The sequence below is a fragment of the Salidesulfovibrio brasiliensis JCM 12178 genome, assembly GCF_001311825.1.
In the GTDB taxonomy this organism is placed as follows: Bacteria; Desulfobacterota; Desulfovibrionia; order Desulfovibrionales; family Desulfovibrionaceae; genus Pseudodesulfovibrio; species Pseudodesulfovibrio brasiliensis.
The window spans coordinates 1-18,806 of the sequence record NZ_BBCB01000024.1 but is presented as its reverse complement, the minus strand read 5'-3'; the positions used below and the strand labels follow the sequence as shown (position 1 = coordinate 18,806).

19 protein-coding genes, 2 tRNA genes and 2 pseudogenes are annotated in these 18,806 nt (G+C 60.5%); 22 read left to right on the top strand and 1 reads right to left on the bottom strand.

Annotated features, from left to right (window positions below; genetic code table 11):
- Window positions 1-109 precede the first annotated feature (109 nt).
- The gene (locus JCM12178_RS08115) at window positions 110-883 is read left to right on the top strand and encodes an outer membrane protein (protein ID WP_054650368.1); all 774 of its coding nucleotides are present in this window, start codon (window positions 110-112) and stop codon (window positions 881-883) included.
- A gap of 1,085 nt (window positions 884-1,968) precedes the next feature.
- On the opposite strand, the gene JCM12178_RS08105 is transcribed toward JCM12178_RS08115, so the two are convergent.
- Window positions 1,969-2,045: transfer RNA gene (locus JCM12178_RS08105), tRNA-Arg, on the bottom strand.
- 210 nt (window positions 2,046-2,255) lie between these two features.
- On the opposite strand from JCM12178_RS08105, the gene JCM12178_RS08100 reads away from it, so the two are divergent.
- The 21 genes and pseudogenes from JCM12178_RS08100 to hslU all read left to right on the top strand — a co-directional run bounded on the left by JCM12178_RS08100 (window position 2,256) and on the right by hslU (window position 18,441).
- Window positions 2,256-3,407: an MFS transporter gene (locus JCM12178_RS08100; protein WP_054650364.1), complete on the top strand. Its 1,152-nt coding sequence runs from the start codon at window positions 2,256-2,258 to the stop codon at window positions 3,405-3,407.
- 113 nt (window positions 3,408-3,520) lie between these two features.
- Window positions 3,521-4,438: a trypsin-like peptidase domain-containing protein gene (locus JCM12178_RS20795; RefSeq protein WP_369404482.1), complete on the top strand. Its 918-nt coding sequence runs from the start codon at window positions 3,521-3,523 to the stop codon at window positions 4,436-4,438.
- Window positions 4,393-4,950, top strand: coding sequence for a PDZ domain-containing protein (locus JCM12178_RS20790; RefSeq protein WP_369404481.1), 558 nt, complete (start codon window positions 4,393-4,395; stop codon window positions 4,948-4,950). The genes JCM12178_RS20795 and JCM12178_RS20790 overlap by 46 nt, the downstream gene beginning before the upstream one ends.
- 41 nt (window positions 4,951-4,991) lie before the next feature.
- The gene (gene ispE, locus JCM12178_RS08090) at window positions 4,992-5,861 is read left to right on the top strand and encodes a 4-(cytidine 5'-diphospho)-2-C-methyl-D-erythritol kinase (RefSeq protein ID WP_054650362.1); all 870 of its coding nucleotides are present in this window, start codon (window positions 4,992-4,994) and stop codon (window positions 5,859-5,861) included.
- A gap of 10 nt (window positions 5,862-5,871) precedes the next feature.
- A tRNA-Gln gene (locus JCM12178_RS08085) sits at window positions 5,872-5,947 on the top strand.
- Window positions 5,948-5,974: 27 nt separating this feature from the next.
- Window positions 5,975-6,911 (top strand): annotated as a pseudogene (locus JCM12178_RS08080) (ribose-phosphate diphosphokinase).
- Window positions 6,912-6,980: 69 nt separating this feature from the next.
- Window positions 6,981-7,661: a 50S ribosomal protein L25 gene (locus JCM12178_RS08075; RefSeq protein ID WP_054650361.1), complete on the top strand. Its 681-nt coding sequence runs from the start codon at window positions 6,981-6,983 to the stop codon at window positions 7,659-7,661.
- A gap of 73 nt (window positions 7,662-7,734) precedes the next feature.
- Window positions 7,735-8,370, top strand: a complete 636-nt coding sequence (pth, locus tag JCM12178_RS08070; RefSeq protein WP_054650359.1) for an aminoacyl-tRNA hydrolase — start codon at window positions 7,735-7,737, stop codon at window positions 8,368-8,370.
- 61 nt (window positions 8,371-8,431) lie between these two features.
- Window positions 8,432-8,959, top strand: a complete 528-nt coding sequence (locus tag JCM12178_RS08065; protein ID WP_054650357.1) for a CarD family transcriptional regulator — start codon at window positions 8,432-8,434, stop codon at window positions 8,957-8,959.
- A 395-nt stretch (window positions 8,960-9,354) separates the two neighbouring features.
- Window positions 9,355-10,560, top strand: coding sequence for a transcription termination factor Rho (rho, locus tag JCM12178_RS08060; RefSeq protein WP_439646698.1), 1,206 nt, complete (start codon window positions 9,355-9,357; stop codon window positions 10,558-10,560).
- Between the two features lie 120 nt (window positions 10,561-10,680).
- Complete coding sequence (locus JCM12178_RS08055) at window positions 10,681-11,859, top strand: M48 family metallopeptidase (RefSeq protein ID WP_054650353.1); 1,179 nt, start codon at window positions 10,681-10,683, stop codon at window positions 11,857-11,859.
- Complete coding sequence (locus JCM12178_RS17725; protein ID WP_172677093.1) at window positions 11,754-12,083, top strand: tetratricopeptide repeat protein; 330 nt, start codon at window positions 11,754-11,756, stop codon at window positions 12,081-12,083. The genes JCM12178_RS08055 and JCM12178_RS17725 overlap by 106 nt, the downstream gene beginning before the upstream one ends.
- An 86-nt stretch (window positions 12,084-12,169) precedes the next feature.
- Window positions 12,170-13,147 (top strand): bifunctional riboflavin kinase/FAD synthetase, encoded by a 978-nt coding sequence (locus JCM12178_RS08045; RefSeq protein WP_054650349.1) that lies wholly within the window; start codon window positions 12,170-12,172, stop codon window positions 13,145-13,147.
- Between the two features lie 2 nt (window positions 13,148-13,149).
- A complete protein-coding gene (locus JCM12178_RS20785) occupies window positions 13,150-13,434 on the top strand; it encodes a hypothetical protein (RefSeq protein ID WP_369404480.1) in 285 nt (94 codons plus the stop codon).
- A pseudogene (locus JCM12178_RS20780) lies at window positions 13,323-14,401 on the top strand (chloride channel protein); the annotation flags it as partial. The gene JCM12178_RS20785 and the pseudogene JCM12178_RS20780, both read left to right, overlap by 112 nt.
- Window positions 14,387-14,965 carry a CBS domain-containing protein gene (locus JCM12178_RS20775; protein WP_369404483.1) on the top strand — a complete coding sequence of 193 codons (579 nt, stop codon included), beginning with the start codon at window positions 14,387-14,389 and terminating at the stop codon, window positions 14,963-14,965. The pseudogene JCM12178_RS20780 and the gene JCM12178_RS20775, both read left to right, overlap by 15 nt.
- Before the next feature lie 22 nt (window positions 14,966-14,987).
- Window positions 14,988-15,776, top strand: a complete 789-nt coding sequence (locus JCM12178_RS08035; protein ID WP_054650347.1) for a hypothetical protein — start codon at window positions 14,988-14,990, stop codon at window positions 15,774-15,776.
- Window positions 15,777-15,790: 14 nt separating this feature from the next.
- A complete protein-coding gene (locus tag JCM12178_RS20480; RefSeq protein WP_284690208.1) occupies window positions 15,791-15,919 on the top strand; it encodes a hypothetical protein in 129 nt (42 codons plus the stop codon).
- Window positions 15,920-15,967: 48 nt separating this feature from the next.
- The gene (locus JCM12178_RS08030; RefSeq protein WP_054650345.1) at window positions 15,968-16,522 is read left to right on the top strand and encodes a macro domain-containing protein; all 555 of its coding nucleotides are present in this window, start codon (window positions 15,968-15,970) and stop codon (window positions 16,520-16,522) included.
- Between the two features lie 14 nt (window positions 16,523-16,536).
- Window positions 16,537-17,076 carry an ATP-dependent protease subunit HslV gene (gene hslV, locus JCM12178_RS08025; RefSeq protein WP_054650342.1) on the top strand — a complete coding sequence of 180 codons (540 nt, stop codon included), beginning with the start codon at window positions 16,537-16,539 and terminating at the stop codon, window positions 17,074-17,076.
- Window positions 17,077-18,441, top strand: a complete 1,365-nt coding sequence (gene hslU, locus JCM12178_RS08020) for an ATP-dependent protease ATPase subunit HslU (protein ID WP_054650340.1) — start codon at window positions 17,077-17,079, stop codon at window positions 18,439-18,441. It begins immediately after the preceding gene.
- Window positions 18,442-18,806 lie beyond the last annotated feature (365 nt).

Genomic DNA, 18,806 nt, shown 5'->3' with positions numbered 1-18,806 from the left:
TTTACAAACGAAATCCACCCCGATAGAGAATACTTTGGTTGTTGTAACCTGATTATCACTATTTTAAGATCGTCTTATTCATCCTGTTCTTTGTCAGGAGTTCACTGTCATGCGCGTATACGCCACTCTCTTTTTCCTCTGTTTATTCACCGTCCTGTTCTCTGCAACGGCACTGGCAGGCGAAGCTTCGTCGCCTCCTTCTGTAGATTGGAGCAAACCATACGTTGGCATTGCCATCGGAGCGGCATACGGTGAAGCCGACCACGGCCTCAGGCTTGGCGGAACGTATTTCAACAAGCAGGACAGCAACCAAATCGACCCCTTGGGGTCGAGAGACCAATCTGAAGTCATGCCCGCCGTGTCAGTGTTTGCGGGCTTCAACCACCAGTGGGACAATCTGGTTCTCGGTCTTGAAGGCGAGTTCACCTATGCGCCTTTTGAAAAGAAGTATGATACCGGCAGAACCGAGTATGAATCCTTGCCGGCCAATTATTTCAACATGCGCTCCCGCGTTACATCCGACTGGATGGCAAGCCTCAAGCCCCGCCTTGGCTATGCGTTCGACAACTCCCTTGCATACATCACCGCCGGTCCCGCGTTGTCTGAGATCAAGTACCATTTCCACTTTGACGACGACAACCTTGGCGGAAACTCCGCAACGGTCGATAAGGAAAAGCTCTGTCTGGGCTGGATTGCCGGGATCGGGTACGACCACATGCTGGAAAACGGCTGGGGAATCAGGGCAAGTTACCAGCACTATGAATTCCCCGACATCGCCGACTCAGCGCCTTCCTTCACCAATGGCGCTTTTCAGGGCGATTTCAGCAACTCTCTCGACTATAAATCTGACGTGTTTCTTCTCGGCATCTTCAAGACGTTCTAGGCACTTGCCCGAAGCCCATACCGTGTTCTGCGCCAGTTCGACTTCGACGGCACGGACAAGAGGCGGAACGTCTCGGAGAGAAGAATGGGATGGTTAATGATCAGGGCGTACCCCGATTGGGGTACGCCCTTTGTTGTTTCGACATGCGCCTGCCTGCTTACAATCGCGAAACCCACTCCCGCCGTGCGACCGGGACGACTATCAAGCCGGACAAAGTGAAGGAGACAGTCCAAGCAAAGCGGGTCATCTTCACTATGGTGCCCCCATCGCGATTCGAACACGCGGCACCATAAGGAGGATTCGGGAGTGGCACTGTTGAGACATTCGCTGGACGAGGTCATGTCGATGTCACAGTAACCAATATCGGCGAGAGTCAGCTCTTTGTTAAAACCAACCATGCAGACGCAGATCAATCCCAAATCCCGGGAACAGGGAATAGCATATCGTTTGATTCTAACGTATTCACCGATGCAATGCTGAAATGGTCGGTCATGCTTGAAATCAAGGGAGCTGCTCATGCTGTGTTGGAATACGTCATTGAATATGAGCAATAAACAACGCGTGGCGATCTTCATGGTCGCCACGTTTGTCCTGTTAACCCCATCCGTTGGCAACTGTGGAACAAACTGCGAGTTCGAATTGTCATGTCAAAACGTTGAGTCGATAGCCATCTCTTACGGGCCCTCGCCTCTAAAAGTCGATGCTGAGGGGAAATGGCTGAATTCGTATCGATGTGCCATCTTTTTAAAAGACACAAAATTTGAAAACTTCATAAGACACTGCACAACCTCTCACTATAGAGTAGTTGCGAAGGGTACGACTATTGCCAAAGAGTCAACGTCGTCGGTCCCAATCGGAGAGTGGTTCATCTTTTACGATGAGTCTTTAAACGGCATACTGTCCAAAGCAAATCAGATATGCGCTGACAAGGTGATTGTTGAACCGTCAGCAGATGAAGCCGGAAAATAACTCTGCACCTCCAACAGCCCCTACATCACGATAAAGCCGGTAAGCCGGCTTTTCAGTTTTAATTGCTCCTCAAAGAGAAAACCCGCCTTCCAAGGAAAGCGGGTTTGTTTGTTACATGGTGCCCCCAGCGCGATTCGAACACGCGGCACCAGGATTAGGAATCCTGTGCTCTATCCAACTGAGCTATGGGGGCACATATTGAGACGCCTTGATATACATGGTTCATTCAAGGGTCAAGGGTTTTCCCGGACAGCAGCCGCGCTGCACAATGGCGAGATTCCCGGTTGACTGACGGGGCAGGGAAGCATACAAGTTGCTCTTGCAACGAAAAGCCGTCCCACGGCACATCGCCCCCGAATGGCCGGACCTCCGGCCTCCTGAAACTATCGACACCCGGTACTGCATGAACCATTTTGTCCTGATACTGCTGCTCGTGGCGTTCCCCGCCCTGTCCACGGACATGTACCTGCCCGCGATCCCCTCATTGTGCACCATGTGGGGCATCACGATGACGCACGCCAACCTCTCGCTGGTGGCCTTCTTCCTGACCTTCAGCGCCTTCCTGCTCGTGCACGGCCCGCTCTCGGACACCAAGGGCCGCCGTCCCGTGCTGATCTGGGGCATATCGCTCTACGTTGTGGGGAGCCTGCTTTGCGCCCTGTCGCCGGGCATCACCGTGCTGATAATCGCCCGCTCGGTGCAGGCCGTGGGTGCAGCCGGCGCGTCCGCAGTGGGACTGGCGCTGGTCAAGGACCTGTACGAAGGCGAAGCCCGAAAGAAGCTCTTGGCATACGTCGGCGTCATCGTGCCGCTCTGCCCGATGATAGCCCCGTCCCTCGGCGCGTTCATGCTGCAGGCGTTCTCATGGCGCGGCATATTCCTCTCTCAGGCGATACTCGCCCTGCCCGCGCTGTACGGCTCGTTCAGGCTGCAGGAACCGCTTATGAACCCCGAACCGGGCGGTGTACGCGACGCCATGCGGCGTTATGCAAGGCTCTCCCGCAACATGTCCTTCATGTTCTATTGCATCGCGTTCGCCGTGGCCGCGTTCGCCTTCTTCTGCTTCATCGGCGGCTCGGCGGATATCTACATCAACGGCTTCGGACTCTCCGAGCAGACCTACGGACTGTACTTCGCCCTGAACGCCTTCGGGCTGATGCTGGGCTCGTTCCTGTGCTCGCGCCTGTGCGTGCATGTCGAATCGCACCACCTGCTGATCCTGTCCTTTGCGGGCATGTTCGCCTCGGCTGCGGGCATCCACTTCTTCGCAGGCCCTTCGCCACTGAGCTTTGCCCTGCCCATGTTCTTCTTCACCATGTTCCTCGGCCTGAGCCGCCCCATCAGCAACCATGTCATATTGGAACAGGTCACGCGTGACACAGGCACCGCCGCCTCGGTCATTACCTTTTCTTTCTTCCTTGTGGGCGCGGTGGCCATGGAGGTCATCACCCTCGGCTGGGATTCGAAGCCGCTGTTTGTGGCGCAGAGCGGCATGGCCGGCGCGCTGGTGCCGCTCTTCCTGCTGCTGTTCATCCCCAAGCGGCACCGGGGGTAAGGGCAAAGAGGGCCCTATTTCATCTCGGCTATTTACAAAAACGAATCACCTCTTATACTCTAGGAATCGGGCCTTTGCCCGCACTACCGTTTTCAAGTCGTCAGGAGGACTCAATGATTCGCAAACTTCAACCACTCGCCCTCGCCCTGGTGATCGTGGCAACGCTTCCGGCCCTTGCAATGGCCAAATCGCAGCTGCCCGTATTCACCGATCTGGCGGAGCACGCCGGAAAGGCGGTGGTGAACATCAGTACGGAATCGAAAAATCAGGCCGTACAGCCCCAACAGTTCTTTGGTCAGGACCAACTGCCCGAGGGACATCCCTTCCGTGAATTCTTCGAGCGTTTCTTCGGCGGGCAGATGCCCAACCAGCCCCGCAAGCAGAACTCGCTCGGTTCCGGATTCATCATCTCCGAGGACGGCTACGTCGTCACCAACAACCACGTCGTTCAGGACGCGGACAAGGTGAGCGTGCTGCTTCAGGATGAAGAAAAGGAATACGAAGCCAAGGTCGTCGGGCTGGACCCGGAAACCGACCTCGCGCTCCTGAAAATCGAGGCAGGCCAAAAGCTGCCGGTGCTTCGCTTCGGCAACTCCGAGACCGCCCGCGTGGGTGAATGGGTGCTGGCCATCGGCAACCCGTTCGGCCTCGGCCACACCGTCACGCAGGGGATCATCAGCGCCAAGGGCCGCATCCTCGGCGCAGGTCCGTTCGACGACTTCATCCAGACCGACGCGAGCATCAACCCCGGCAACTCCGGCGGTCCGCTCATCGATCTGGACGGAAGGGTCATCGGCATCAACACCGCCATTATCCCCTCCGGCGAGGGGTTGGGCTTTGCCATCCCCAGCAACATGGCCGCCAAGATCATCCAGCAGCTCAAGAGCGGCAAAACGATCAAGCGCGGCTGGCTCGGCGTGAGCATCCGCGGCCTCTCCGACACCGACGCAAGGCGCTCGGCCTCGACAAGCCCACCGGCGCGCTCGTGGCGCAGGTCTTCCCCGAAGACCCGGCAGGCAAGGCGGGCGTGAAGCAGGGCGACGTCATTCTGAGCGTCAACGGCAAAACGGTCGATGACAACAACGACCTCTTGCGCAAGATCGCGGGGTTGCGTCCCGGCGACAAGGCCCATCTGGTGCTCTGGCGCAACGGCGAGAAGGTCAAGGCCACCGTCACGCTCGGCGACCGTTCCAAGAACGCGCGCCAGCAGCAGCCCGGCAAAAAGCCCGCACCGCAAAAGGACCAGTCCGCACAGGAACTGGGCATCACCCTGCGTCCGGTAGCGGACGAGAATGAAGCCAAGGCCCTCGGCCTCGAAAAACCCGAAGGGCTGGTCATTACCGGCGTGAAGGCCAACTCCCCGGCCATGCGCGAAGGACTGCGGCAGGGCGACGTGATCGTTCAGGCCAACCAGCAGGACGTGAACAGCGTGGAGCAACTCCGCAAGGTGCTTGATGCAGCCGGAGAACGCGGCGCGATAATGCTGCTGGTCAAGCGGCAGGGACGGTCCGTGTTCATCGCCATCCCGATCGACAAAAAGTAACCGACACCGGGAGGGCCGACAGGCCCTCCCTTTTTCATGCCATGACTATTTCCGCAGCCACCCTCACCGCCCCGTGCAAGATCAACCTGAACCTCTCCATCGTGGACGTGAGGCAGGACGGCTTTCATGAATTGGACACCCTTTTTCTTCCGGTGCCCGACCCGGCCGACATTCTGGAAGTGGAACCCGGCGACGGGTTTTCCCTGCGCTGCCCCGGCCATGAATCCATTGAAGGCCCGGACAACCTTGTTGCCAAGGCATGGCGGGCGTACCGCGAGGCCACGGGGTTTGCACCCGGCATCCGGGTTACGCTGCACAAGCACATCCCCATGGGAGCGGGACTTGGTGGCGGCAGCACCGACGCGGCCGCCCTCCTGCGCTGGCTGAACGAGGCTGCCGGGGAAGCCGCGCTCTCAGCCGATGCGCTCAACGAACTTGCCGCGAGGCTCGGCGCGGACGTGCCGTTCTTTTTAAAGGGCGTTCCGGCCCGTGCCGCAGGCATCGGCGAGCGGCTCCAGCCCTGCGATGTTTCCCTCAAAGGGCTCAACCTGCTCATCATCACCCCGGAAATACACGTGAATACCGCATGGGCCTACCGCGAGTGGGACCGCGTCTGCCTTCCGAAAAGAAGGAAAACCACGGAGCCCTTGACAAGCGGTAACGTCGATAATAAGAACTCGGTTCCCGCACGACGGCTGCATGTGCACAACGACTTTGAGGACGCGATTTTCCCGGAGTTTCCAACCATCCGGAAGGAAAAGGAAAATCTCTACCGACACGGAGCATGCGCGGCAGCCATGAGCGGTTCCGGAGCAAGCGTTTTCGCTTTTTTTCGATCCGGCGTGGGCATGTCCCGCGCTGCGGAAGACGCCCGGAGGCGCGGACTGCGCGTGTGGGAAAACGGCTTCTGATGCCAGATGCTGGGGTGTAGCCAAGCTGGTAAGGCAACGGGTTTTGGTCCCGTCATTCGTGGGTTCAAGTCCTACCACCCCAGCCAATTTTTCCTTGGAGAAGGGAGAGGTCCATGCACGGCGAACTCAAGATCATCAGCGGCTCGGCAAACACCAAGCTTGCCGAAGCAATCTGCGAACATCTCGGATGCAAACTGTCCCCCGCGTTGAGGGAAACCTTCAGCGACGGGGAAATCCGCATCGAAATCGGTGAAAATGTCCGCGGCGACGACGTCTTCGTGGTGCAGCCGACCTGTTCGCCGGTCAACTACCATCTCATGGAACTCTGCCTGATGCTCGACGCGCTCAAGCGCGCCAGCGCATCCCGCGTCACCGCCGTGGTCCCCTACTACGCTACGCCCGTCAGGACCGCAAGGTCGTTCCCCGCGCGCCCATCAGCGCCAAGCTGGTGGCAGACGTGCTCTCCACCGCCGGAATGCAGCGCCTTGTCACCGTGGACCTGCACGCCGGCCAGATTCAGGCTTCTTCAACTGCCCGGTGGACAACCTGTACGCCGCGCCCGTGCTTCTCGAGCACCTGAAGCAGAAGGAAGAAGACTACGTCATCATTTCCCCGGACGCGGGCGGCGTGGAGCGCGCCCGTGCCTACGCAAAGCGCCTCGGCGCCTCGCTGGCCATCGTGGACAAGCGCCGCGACGCGCCCAATCAGGCGCAGGCCATGCACATCATCGGTGACGTCAAGGACAAGGTCGCGGTCGTCATCGACGACATGATCGACACCGCAGGCACCATGTGCGCCGCCGCCAACGTCCTCATGGACAACGGCGCCAAGGACGTCATGGCCTGCGTGACCCACCCGATCCTGTCCGGCCCGGCCATCCAGCGCCTCGAAGAGTCCGTCTTCTCCCAGATCGTGGTCACCGACACCATCCCGCTGGACGAAGAAAGGAAGAAATGCTCCAAGATCAAGCAGCTCTCGGTGGCCAGCCTGCTTGCCAAGGCGATCAACAACGTACACACCGAATCCTCGGTGAGCGTTCTTTTCGTATAACCACGGCCGAAAGGGCCGCGCACGTCCGTCCATAGGGGGCGGCCAGGGCGTACTGAAGGAGAAACCGAAATGTCCGAAAAAATCACTCTCAAAGCTTACGAGCGCAAGGAAACCGGGAAGGGCCCCAACCGCCGTCTTCGTGCCCAGGGCATGATCCCCGCAGTTTTCTACAATCAGGAAGGCGTGAACATTCCCGTCAAAGTTGAGCGCGTTGCCCTGCAGAAGGCATACGGCACCCTGCGCAACACCCAGCTTCTCAACCTTGAGCTGGAACGCGACGGCAAGACCGAAACCATCCCCTCCCTGATCTGGCGCATCAAATACAATCCGGTGAAGCCGCTTGCCATCCATGCCGACCTCTTCGGCGTGGACATGAACAAGCCCCTCAAGGTCGTCGTGCCGTTCAGCGTCAAGGGCACCGCAAAGGGCGTCAAGAAGGGCGGCATGCTCGAGCAGTACCGCGAACAGTGCGAAATCATGGCCCTGCCGGGCAACATCCCGCCGGCCATTGAAATCGACGTCACCAACCTCGAAGTCAACGACCGCATCCACATTGAAGACGTGGTCATGCCCGAGGGCGTCACCCCCATCTCCGACGACAACTTCGCCGTGCTGACCATCCTCTCCAAGGGTGCCGTTGCAGCCATGGTTGAAGCCGCCGAAGCCGACATCGCAGAAAGCGAAGCCGGTGGCGAGGAAGGTGAAGCCGAAGGCGGAGAATCCGCCGAAGGCGAAGAGGCCGCCGAATAAGGCCTGCCTGCCGAAAGAACAGACCCCGGCCCGCACTGGTGCGGACCGGGGTCTTTTTTGATACAAGAACGCCATGGAATCCAACACCCTCATCGTCGGCCTCGGCAATCCGGGTCCGCAGTACGCCGGTACGCGCCACAACTTCGGCTTCATGGTCGTGGACGCGCTGCTCGCCCTCGGCGAAAAACGCAAGAGCATGCGGCTCGAGACCATTGACGAGTCCGGCGACTACGACCTCTGGAAAGCTCAGTACGGCGGCGGCCCCCGCTTTTTCTGCAAACCGATGACGTACATGAACCTCTCGGGCAAGGCCGTGGCGAAAATATGCGGCCGACGCGGCATCGAACCCGACAACGTGGTGGTGCTGCATGACGAGCTGGACCTCCCGCTGGGGCGCATCAAGCTGAAGAAGGGCGGCGGCAACAACGGCCATAACGGGCTTGAGGACATCCAGCAGCGGCTCGGCACCCCGAACTTCTGGCGGCTGCGCCTTGGCATCGGCAGGCCGCCAGCGGATCGCCCCGACGTGAGCGGCTGGGTGCTGGCCCCCTTCCCCGACAGCGACCTTGCCGATGTCGCGGAAGTCACCAAGGCAACCGTCAAGGGACTGGATTTGCTGCTTAGACGCGGAAGCGGCGTAGCACAACAGTTTCTCCATCCTTTTCGGACAACTACGGAATCCGATCAAGAGGCCATGGACTCCGCATGACAAATAAGGTAGTATGAGCGTTGCCGCTCAAGGCAGAGAGTAACCAAGGAGTCCCCTTCCCGTGTTCAAGTTAAACGACCTGGTCGTCTACCCATCCCAAGGGGTTGGGAAAGTCGAACGTATTGAGACGCAGGAAATCGGCGGTGCATCCGCCGAATTCTACATTGTGCGCATCCTGAGCAACAACGTAACGCTCATGGTGCCCGTGCTCAATGCCAAGAACGTCGGCCTCCGTCCCGTCTGCTCCCTGCGGATCGGGCAGGACATTTTCGAATCCCTCAAGGACCGCACGGACTTTACCGGCTATACCGGCCAGAACTGGAACCGCCGCTACCGCGAGTACTCGGAAAAACTCAAAAGCGGCGACCTTGCCGATGTCGCATACGTGCTCAAGGAGCTCTTTCTCATCGGCAGAGACAAGGAACTCTCTTTCGGCGAGCGACGACTTCTGGAGCAGGCCATGGGGCTTGTGGCCATGGAGCTTGCCTACGCACTGGACAGGGATCAGGAAGTCATCAGGGAAGAAATCCACGAGATGTTCGCCGATGTGATCCGCACAGATGACGAAAACAAAGAAGATGGGGCGTAAACGCCTTGTCATCCGACCCGGATTGGTGTAACGCCTGTTTAGGTCTTCCGCTACAAACCACGGCATTGGCCGCGGGGTATGCGGGCAAAACAATTCCCTGCTGAAATAAAACTGGAGATACGTCCTTCCGACCCGGTTTCCTTCCGATTCCAATCGGTCGGCACCATTCCGGCCTCTCCGTATTGTTCTACACCTTTGCGGTCAGTCCCTGCTGCAGGGATGCGATATACCAGTACAGCGCTATTCGTGCATATATTGCGAATAACGCAACATTCCCACATGTAACGTTTTTCACCACATGACAGTCAAACGAAAAAAATTCTCCCAAAAAAGACAAGGGCCCCGTCGAGAAGCTCAATCTCACGGAACTGAAACAGCATTCCATGCCGGAGCTCATGGACCTCGCCGTTCAGTACAACGTGGAAAATCCCAGCGGCATGCGCAAGCAGGAGCTCATCTTCGCCCTGCTGCAACAGTGCGCCTCCCGCGACGGGCAGATCTTCGGCGAAGGAGTTCTCGAAGTGCTTCCCGACGGATTCGGCTTCCTGCGCTCCCCCATGTACAGTTACATGCCGGGACCGGACGACATCTACGTCTCGCCGTCGCAGATCCGCCGCTTCGGGCTACGCAAGGGCGATGTTGTCGCCGGGCAGATTCGCCCGCCCAAGGAGGGAGAACGCTACTTCGCCCTATTACGGGTCAGCGAAATCGGCTTTGAAAACCCCGCCCAGTCCAAGAACCTCGTTCTTTTCGACAATCTGACCCCCCTCTTCCCCGAAGAAATGCTCCGCATGGAAAACGGGGACAAAAACTACACCTCCCGCATCATCGACCTGCTCGCCCCCATAGGCAAGGGCCAGCGAGGCCTGCTCGTCGCCCCGCCGCGCACGGGTAAGACCATGATGCTTCAGTCCATCGCCAACTCCATCAACGCCAACCACCCCGAAGTGGACCTCATCGTGCTGCTCATCGACGAGCGCCCCGAGGAAGTGACCGACATGCAGCGCACCGTGCGCGCGGAAGTGGTCAGCTCCACCTTCGACGAGCCGCCGAGCCGTCACGTTCAGGTTGCCGAGATGGTCATGGCCAAGGCCAAGCGGCTGGTTGAAAGAAAGCGCGACGTGGTCGTGCTGCTCGACTCCATCACCCGTCTGGGCCGCGCCTACAACGCCGTCACGCCTTCGTCCGGCCGCGTCCTCTCCGGCGGTATCGACGCCAACGCCCTGCAGCGCCCCAAGCGCTTCTTCGGCGCGGCGCGCAACATCGAGGAGGGCGGCTCCCTGACCATCATCGCCACCGCACTCATCGACACCGGCTCGCGCATGGACGACGTTATTTTTGAAGAGTTCAAGGGCACCGGCAACATGGAAATCTATCTGGACCGCCATCTGGCCCAGAAGCGCGTGTTCCCGGCCATCGACATCAGCCGCTCCGGCACCCGCAAGGAAGAGCTGCTGCTCACGCAGGAAGTGCTCAACCGCGTCTGGATTCTCAGAAAACTCATGTCGCCCATGAACAGCATAGACGCCATGGAATTCCTCATCGACAAGATGAAAGGCTCCAAGAGCAACAAGGAATTCATGGACATGATGAACCGATAGGCACGGTCGCGAATCAGACTCACAAGGATGCGGAGAGATTCTTCGCATCCTTTTTTCTTTCACGCCTTGCCCGGCCGGGCCACGATGTTTACATTGTGACTCAAACATCCCGGAGATTTCATGAAACGCATTGCATGGATTCTGGTGCTCCTGGCCCTCGTATTCCGGCCGGGCCCCGCAGCCGCATTTCTCGATACGCCCACGCTTACGGTCTCCAAGGAAAAGGAGATCGGCGCGGAATTCGACCAGAAGATCCACAACCAGATGGCCGTCCTCGACGACCCCGTGGTTGTCTCCTTTGTGCGCAAGATGGTCGACCGCATCGTGGAGGCGAAGGACCCCATGCCCTTCAACATCAAGAGCAGGGTGGTGCTGAACCCGGCGCTCAACGCCTTCGCCATTCCCGGCGGGTACATATACATCTTCACGGGCCTGATCGAGAGTGTTGCCACCGAGTCGGAACTGGCCGGGGTCGTGTCGCACGAACTGGCGCACGTTTCCCAGCGGCACATAGCCAACCGTCTGGAAAAAGCCAGCAAGGTCAACACGTTGACCATGGCAGGCATGCTCGCCGGAGCGTTTCTGGGCGTGGCGGGCGGCGGCAGCCAGAGCGGCAAGCTGGCACAGGGTCTCATGGTCGGCTCCCAAGCCGCAGGCACCGCAGCCATGCTGACCTATTCCCAGCAGGATGAGCGTGACGCGGACCATGTGGGCCTCAATTCGCTCGTCAAGGCCGGGTACAACCCCGAGGGAATGCCCGCGACCTTCCAGACCATGCTCAAGAAGCAGTGGTACGCCGCACCGGGCGAGAACGGCATCCCCGCCTATCTTTCCACTCACCCCGGCCTCTCGGAACGCATCGGCTACCTTGAGGATCGCATCCGCAGGCTCCCCCCGGACTTCACGAAACGCAAGGACGACAACGAAGGCCTCTTCCGGGTGCAGGCCCTGCTCCGCGGGCGCTACGACCCGCCGACCATCGCGCTGGGGTACTATGAAAACCGACCGGAAAACGAATATTCCGCGCTGGACTGGATGGGCTACGCGCTCGCGCTGGAACGCGCCCGCAAGTCCGAGCAGTCCTCCGAGGCCATGAACAAGGCCGTTGCCATGGACGGCAGCGACCCGCTCGTGCTGCGCGAAGCAGGAGCCTGTTTACCCGTCTCGGCGATTTCGGGCGGGCTGCGGGCCTGTTGCAGAAGGCCGCCTTCGTTGCTCCGGACGACCCCATTATACTGCTTCGCCTCGGCGAGTTGCAGCTCAAGCGCAAAAAGTACAAGGAAGCCGAAGCGTACCTGAATCAGGCCGTTTCGCATCTGCGCAGAAATCCGGCAGTCTACATGGCGCTGGGGCGAACCCTCGGCGAATCAGGCGACCTGTTCGGCGGGCACCTGAATCTCGGCTGGGGGTATGTCTACTCCAAGGACTACCGCAAGGCGCGTCTGCATGCGGACAAGGCGGCCCAGCTCGCAAAGACCGAAGAACAAAAGAAAAAGGCCAAAGAGTTGAGGAACTCGTTCTAGCCACCGGGACGCCCGGCCACTCCGACCTTGAAGCGCGTACGGAATTGCGGTAGCTATACCCCCCTACATCGACCCCGGACAGGACAATGATAGTCGCACGGACAATAGACGAAATACGAGACGCCGTTCAGGGCGCGGCAGTGACCATCGGCAACTTCGACGGCGTTCATAAAGGACACCAGAAGCTGCTCGGCCTGACCTGCGACAAGGCACAGGCGAATGACCTCACCAGCGTGGTCGTGACCTTCGACCCGCACCCGCTGCGTGTGCTCACCGGCCGCAAGACCCCGCCGTTCATCACCCTCATCGAGCAAAAGCTGGAGCTCATCTCCCAGTACGGCCCGCAGGTGGCGCTGGTTCTCGAGTTCACCAAGGACATCGCAGCGCTCTCCCCAGAGGAGTTCGTGCGCCAGTACCTTGTGGAAGGGCTGGGCATGAAGGAACTGATCATCGGCCACGACTACCACATGGGCAAGGGCCGCTCCGGCAACTACGACACCCTCATGGAGCTGGGAGCAGCCATGGGCTTCAACGTCGAGCGGCTCGAACCCGTCACCGTGGAGGGCGCCATCGTCAGCTCCACTCGCATCCGCGACCTCGTGCAGGCCGGGGAAGTGTGGGACGCGCTGCCGCTTCTTGGCCGCTTCTATCAGGTGGCAGGCGAGGTGGTGCACGGCATGAACCGCGGCGGCAGGCTGCTCGGCTTCCCCACCGCGAACCTCAAGCTGGTGGACGAACTTTTCCCCAAACCCGGCGTCTACGCCATCTGGGTCGAGGTGGACGGCGAGCCGCACAAAGGCGTTGCCAACATCGGCAAGAACCCGACCTTCGGCAATGACGCCCTCTCGGTGGAAGCACACCTGCTGGACTTCTCCGGCGACCTCTACGGCCGCGACATCCGTGTTCACTTCGTCCAGCGAATCCGCGACGAGCGCAAATTCAACGGCATCGACGAGCTCAAGGAGCGCATCGGCAAGGACATCGCCATCGGCAGGCAGATCCTCTCCGAACCGGAGGCCGCCATCCGCATGACCCGTTCCCGCATCGAAACGCAGGCCGGGTAACCATGAAAGCGCTTGCCTACCTGTTTGAATACGGGCGTGATTTCGTCAAGGCCTACCGCCACATCGCCTCTTTCCGCTGGCTGGTGGTGGGTTCCCTCGTGGGCGTTTTCGCCGGTCTGGTGGCCGTAGCCTTCTTCGGTGCCATCGAACTTGGCAAGTACCTCATTCAGCCAAACTGGCAGGGGTCATCTCCCCGCATCCGGCGGGCGAACAGCTTTTCCACGCGCATGAGACCGAGCTGCGCGGCTGGGTCATCCCCATTGCCACCACCGCCACCGGCCTGCTGACGGGCTGGCTTATCAGCAAATTCATCCCGGATACCATTACCGGCGGCACGGACGGCACCGACTCCACCATCAACGCCTTCCACAACAAGGGCGGGTACATCCGCCCGCTGGTGCCCATCATCAAGGGCTTCACCTCGGTGCTGACCATCTCCAGCGGCGGCAGCGCGGGCCGAGAAGGACCCATCACCCAGATCGGGGCGGGCATCGGCTGCTGGATTTCCGAACGCTTTCACTTCTCCGCCAAGGAACGCAGGCTGCTCCTGCTTGCAGCGCGGCCGGGGGGCTCGGCGCGGTCTTTCGCGCACCGCTGGGCGGCGCGCTCACGGCCATCGAGGTCATCTACCGCGAGGACTTCGAGGCCGAGGCCATCCTGCCTTCGGTCATGAGCTCGGTGGTGGCCTACTCCATCTTCACCTTCTTCTACGGCTCGGAACCGATCTTCGGCATCCCGCGGTTCATGTTCAACGATCCGCGCGAGCTGATCTTCTACATCATCCTCGCGTTCGTGTGCGCAGGGTCCGGCTGGCTCTACGTGAAGACCTTCTACACCATCAAGTACAAGATTTTCTTCCCGCTCAAGGACAAGGTCGGCCTGATGTGGGCCACGGGCCTCGGCGGACTCTCCATGGGACTGCTCGGCTGGGCCTACCCGCAGGTGCTTTCCGGCGGCTACGGCTGGCTGGAGCTGGCCATCCTCGGCCAGATGCCGCTCATGGCCATGTGCGGCATCATCATCGGCAAGACCGTGGCCACCTCGCTGACCATCGGTTCCGGCATGTCCGGCGGCATGTTCGCGCCCGCGCTCTTTGTGGGGGGCATGTCCGGCGGATTGGTGGGCAAGATCGGCAACCAGCTCTTCCCGAGCATCGTCACCCAGCCCGGCGCGTACATCCTCGTGGGCATGGCGGCCTTCTTCGCGGGCGTGGCGAACGCGCCCATCGGCCCGCTCATCATGGTCACGGAGCTGACGCAGGGCTACGGCCTGCTCGCGCCGCTCATGCTCGCCTCGGCCCTGTGCATCGTGCTCGGCCGCAAGTACTCGCTCTACGAGCATCAGGTGGAGAACAAGTTCGACTCGCCCGCGCACCTTGAGGACACCACCATCAACGTGCTCGAACAGCTCAAGGTGAATGACTTCTTCCGCCCCGAGCGCGTGACCATCCTCGACGAACGCATCACCCTGAAGGCGCTCACGGACATCATCGCCAACACCAACCAGCTCTACTTCCCGGTGCGCGACAGCGAGGGCAACTTCTCCGGCATTCTCTCCATCCACAGTGTCCGCAACTGGATGTTCGAGGAAAACCTGTTCGACCTCGTCGTGGTGCGCGACCTTGCCACCAAGCCCGCCTATGTGCGGCCGGACTACGACCTGTATCAGGCCCTGCTCCGCTTCGTGGACACCGACTACGGCCAGATTCCGGTACTCAAGGAAGACTCCTCGGACGAGATCATCGGCCTCATCAACCGTGAAGACGTGTTCAACGCCTACGCCAAGGCCATCAAGGAACTGCGTCCCGAAGAAGACTAGCCCGCGCTGCCCGTGGAGGTTCATGCCCGTGACACGAGCGTTCGCCATACTCTTCGCCCTGCTTTTCGCCTTCTGCGCCCTGCCTGCCGGGGCGCAGGAGTTCGACATTACGGCAGACCCGGACCTCACCCTCGACCCGCTCACAGACAGTAACGAACGCGAACTGGCTTTTCACACCGGCTTCGCCATCGTGCCCGCCTCGAACATTCACGGCAGCGACGGCTCCGTGACCGTTACCCAGCTTCAGCTCGGCGCACAGTACTCCATCTTCAGCATCGACTACGCCTACAACTCCTTCGAGTGGTCTTCCGGCGCCCTTCTTGACAACCACTCGGACAAGCACGCCCCATGGAGCGGCCTGCACGACATTTCATTTCAGGCCCGGCTGCTCAAGGGCTCGTTCCTTGAACGCTGGCACTACTGGCTGAACGCCGAGGCGACCTCGGCCTTTGAGGAAGGCTTCCCCGGCGCGGTGGGCGCGGGTCTCAACGGTGAGCTGGCTTTCGACTTCTGGGAAGGCTGGATGATCGGCGGGCTGGTGCGCGTCACGGCGCTCAACGCACTGAACAGCGACCTATTTGCGGACGGCGAAATCGGCTTTGCGGTGCATGTCTCCCAGAAGCACTTCCGGCAGGTCCTCGAAGCCCTTGGCGTCAACCTCGACGAAGACTCGCCACGGGAATACTCGTTCCGCATCGGATACTCCGCACAGGACAAGACCTACCGTCTGTCGCCACACAGCAAGTTCATCAAGAACGGCTACGTCGCATTCGCCGCTCCAGGATCGGGGCCTACCTCGACCTCAAACTGAGCGAACACTTCATCATGAGCGTGGGGCCGGAATACCATTTCAACCGTCAGTACAAGACCTACAACAGCTCCGGAACGCAGCTTTCCACCACAGGCGTCGATGCCAGCGGCGGCGGCTTCATCGGCCTGAACTGGACATACTGACTCTTCCCCCCTTGCCAAGCGGCGCAAAGGTCTTACCTATTCGCCATCATGACCCGCTGGACGTTCGGCAATACCACCCTGCACATTCTTCAGGGCGACCTGACCACCATGCAGACCGACGCCGTCGTGAACGCGGCCAACTCCCGGCTTGCCGGAGGCGGCGGCGTGGACGGCGCCATCCATCGCGCCGCCGGTCATATGCGCCTTCAGCAGGTGTGTCAGGAGATCATCCGCGAGATCGGTTCCCTGCCGCCGGGGCAGGCGGTCATCACTCCCGGTTTCGACCTGCACGCCGAGCATATCATCCACACCGTCGGCCCCATCTGGCGCGGCGGCTCCGAAGGCGAGCCGGAACAGCTGGAAAACGCCTACGCCAACAGCCTGCGCCTCGCGCGGGACCATGACATTTCTAGCATCGCCTTCCCGGCCATCTCCTGCGGCGTATACGGCTACCCGGTCGAACAGGCCGCAAGAATCGCGCTTGGCACGCTCATGGACAGCCTCAAGGAAGGGCTGGTGCAGGAGGCAGCCATGGTGCTGCATGGAAAGGACGCTTACGATGCGTGGCTCGACACCGCGCAAACCATACTGCCACGACACTAACGAGCGAGGACTCAATGGAACTCAAGGGAACCACCATCATAGCGGTCAAGGACGCCAACGGCACCGCCGTTGCCGGAGACGGACAAGTCACCTTCGGACAGGCCATCTGCATGAAACACGGCGCGCGCAAGGTCCGAAAACTCTACAAGGACAGGGTCAGCGTCGGCTTTGCCGGGGCCACGGCGGACGCCTTCACCCTCTGCGAGCGCTTCGAACAGAAGCTGGAGTCCTTTTCCGGCAACCTGACCCGCGCGGCCGTTGAGCTTGCCAAGGACTGGCGCACGGACAAATACCTGCGCAAGCTCGAAGCCATGCTGCTGGCCGCAGACGCCGAAACCATTCTCATCATCTCCGGTACCGGCGACGTCATCGAGCCGGACCACGACATCGCGGCCATCGGCTCGGGCGGCTCCTACGCTCTGGCAGCAGGGCGCGCCCTCAAGGACAACACCGACCTCTCCGCCGCCGAGGTGGCCCGCAAGGCCATGGAGATCGCCGCGAGCATCTGCGTTTACACCAACGACAACATCAGCATCGAGACACAGGATAAATAAATGAGCACCCTCACACCGCGCGAAATCGTCACCGAACTGGACAAGTACATCATCGGGCAGGAAGAGGCCAAGAAGATGGTCGCCGTGGCCATGCGAAACCGCTGGCGCAGGCAGCAGCTCGACCCGGAACTGCGCGACGAGATCGCTCCCAAGAACATCATCATGATGGGCCCCACGGGCGTGGGCAAGACCGAGATCGCCCGCAGGCTGGCCCGGCTGGCAAACTGCCCCTTCCTGAAGGTCGAGGCCACCAAGTTCACCGAGGTGGGCTACGTGGGCCGCGACGTGGAATCCATGATTCGCGACCTCATGGAGATCGCCGTGAACATGGTCCGCAAGGAAGAAACCGAGCGCGTGCGCGATCGTGCCGAGAAAAATGCCGAAGAGCGCATCCTCGACCTGCTGCTGCCCGGCTCGGTGCCCAAGTCCGCCAACAATTTCTTCACCCTCAACGCGCCCGATCAGGAACCGCCCAAACCGCGCGACACGGAAACGCGCGAGAAATTCCGCGACATGTTCCGCCGCGGCGTGCTGGACGAACGGGAAATCGAGATCGAAGTGACCAGTCAGGGCCCGCAGGTGGGCATCATGGGCATGCCCGGCATGGAAGACGTGGGCATGCAGATGCAGGACATGATGGGCAAGATGTTCCCCGGCCAGAAGAAGCCCCGCAAGATGCGCGTGCGCGACGCCTACGAGACGCTCGTCGACGAAGAAGCCGACAAGCTCATCGACATGGACAAGGTGGCCGATCAGGCCCGCGAACGTGTGGAACAGGGCGGCATCATCTTCGTGGACGAAGTGGACAAGATCGCGGCGCGTCAGGACCGACAGGGCGGCGCGGACGTCTCCCGCGAAGGGGTGCAGCGCGACCTGCTGCCCATCGTCGAAGGCTGCGTGGTCAACACCAAGCACGGCATGGTCAAGACCGACCACATCCTGTTCATCGGCGCCGGAGCGTTCCACTACTCCAAGCCCTCGGACCTCATTCCCGAGCTGCAGGGCCGCTTTCCGCTACGCGAGGAGCTGCACGCCCTCGGCAAGGACGAGTTCTACCGCATCCTCACCGAGCCCAAGAACGCCCTGACCGTGCAATACAAGGCCCTTCTGGAAACCGAGGGCATCGCCATCGACTACACCAAGGAAGCCCTTGAGGAAATCTCCGCCATGGCCCAGCAGGTCAACGAGGAGACCGAAAACATCGGGGCGCGCCGCCTGTACACGCTCATGGAGAAGATCCTCGCAGACCTCTCCTTTGACGCGCCGGAGCGCATGGGACAGTCCGTGTCCATCGACCGGGAGTACGTGCGCGAACGCCTCGGCGACGTGGTCGAAGATCGCGACCTCTCGCGCTTCATCCTCTAGCCCGCACCCCACCCGGAAAGACTTGCCCGGCAACCCTTATAAGGGTTGCCGGGCTTTGCTTTTCCAGCTCGTCGAAATCACTGGTTTATATTTTTTCTAGAGTTTTCTTTCACGACAAACGGCGTTTCTGGAACACGGTCTGCATTGCCGGAGGTGACGGACAAGCAATGCCGAAACCAGCAAGGAGGACCATGATGTCGAAACGCTGCTGTGTCTGCGGGGACAGAATTCCCGGCCACGACTTCGCCATGAAAACGGAAAAGGGACTGGCCTGCAGCGACTGCCTCGTCTACGGACGGCGGGTGATGCCCGCCTACGGTTCCGCGACGCGCCGCAAATCCGGTCGCCCCTCCTCCGGCTCGCGG

Coding starts and splice junctions, on each gene's coding strand:
- JCM12178_RS08115 (WP_054650368.1), top strand. CDS start 110: ATGCGCGTATACGCCACTCTCTTTTTCCTCTGTTTATTCACCGTCCTG.
- JCM12178_RS08100 (WP_054650364.1), top strand. CDS start 2,256: ATGAACCATTTTGTCCTGATACTGCTGCTCGTGGCGTTCCCCGCCCTG.
- JCM12178_RS20795 (WP_369404482.1), top strand. CDS start 3,521: ATGATTCGCAAACTTCAACCACTCGCCCTCGCCCTGGTGATCGTGGCA.
- ispE (WP_054650362.1), top strand. CDS start 4,992: ATGACTATTTCCGCAGCCACCCTCACCGCCCCGTGCAAGATCAACCTG.
- JCM12178_RS08075 (WP_054650361.1), top strand. CDS start 6,981: ATGTCCGAAAAAATCACTCTCAAAGCTTACGAGCGCAAGGAAACCGGG.
- pth (WP_054650359.1), top strand. CDS start 7,735: ATGGAATCCAACACCCTCATCGTCGGCCTCGGCAATCCGGGTCCGCAG.
- rho (WP_439646698.1), top strand. CDS start 9,355: ATGGACCTCGCCGTTCAGTACAACGTGGAAAATCCCAGCGGCATGCGC.
- JCM12178_RS08055 (WP_054650353.1), top strand. CDS start 10,681: ATGAAACGCATTGCATGGATTCTGGTGCTCCTGGCCCTCGTATTCCGG.
- JCM12178_RS08045 (WP_054650349.1), top strand. CDS start 12,170: ATGATAGTCGCACGGACAATAGACGAAATACGAGACGCCGTTCAGGGC.
- JCM12178_RS20785 (WP_369404480.1), top strand. CDS start 13,150: ATGAAAGCGCTTGCCTACCTGTTTGAATACGGGCGTGATTTCGTCAAG.
- JCM12178_RS20775 (WP_369404483.1), top strand. CDS start 14,387: ATGGTCACGGAGCTGACGCAGGGCTACGGCCTGCTCGCGCCGCTCATG.
- JCM12178_RS08035 (WP_054650347.1), top strand. CDS start 14,988: ATGCCCGTGACACGAGCGTTCGCCATACTCTTCGCCCTGCTTTTCGCC.
- JCM12178_RS20480 (WP_284690208.1), top strand. CDS start 15,791: ATGAGCGTGGGGCCGGAATACCATTTCAACCGTCAGTACAAGACCTAC.
- JCM12178_RS08030 (WP_054650345.1), top strand. CDS start 15,968: ATGACCCGCTGGACGTTCGGCAATACCACCCTGCACATTCTTCAGGGC.
- hslV (WP_054650342.1), top strand. CDS start 16,537: ATGGAACTCAAGGGAACCACCATCATAGCGGTCAAGGACGCCAACGGC.
- hslU (WP_054650340.1), top strand. CDS start 17,077: ATGAGCACCCTCACACCGCGCGAAATCGTCACCGAACTGGACAAGTAC.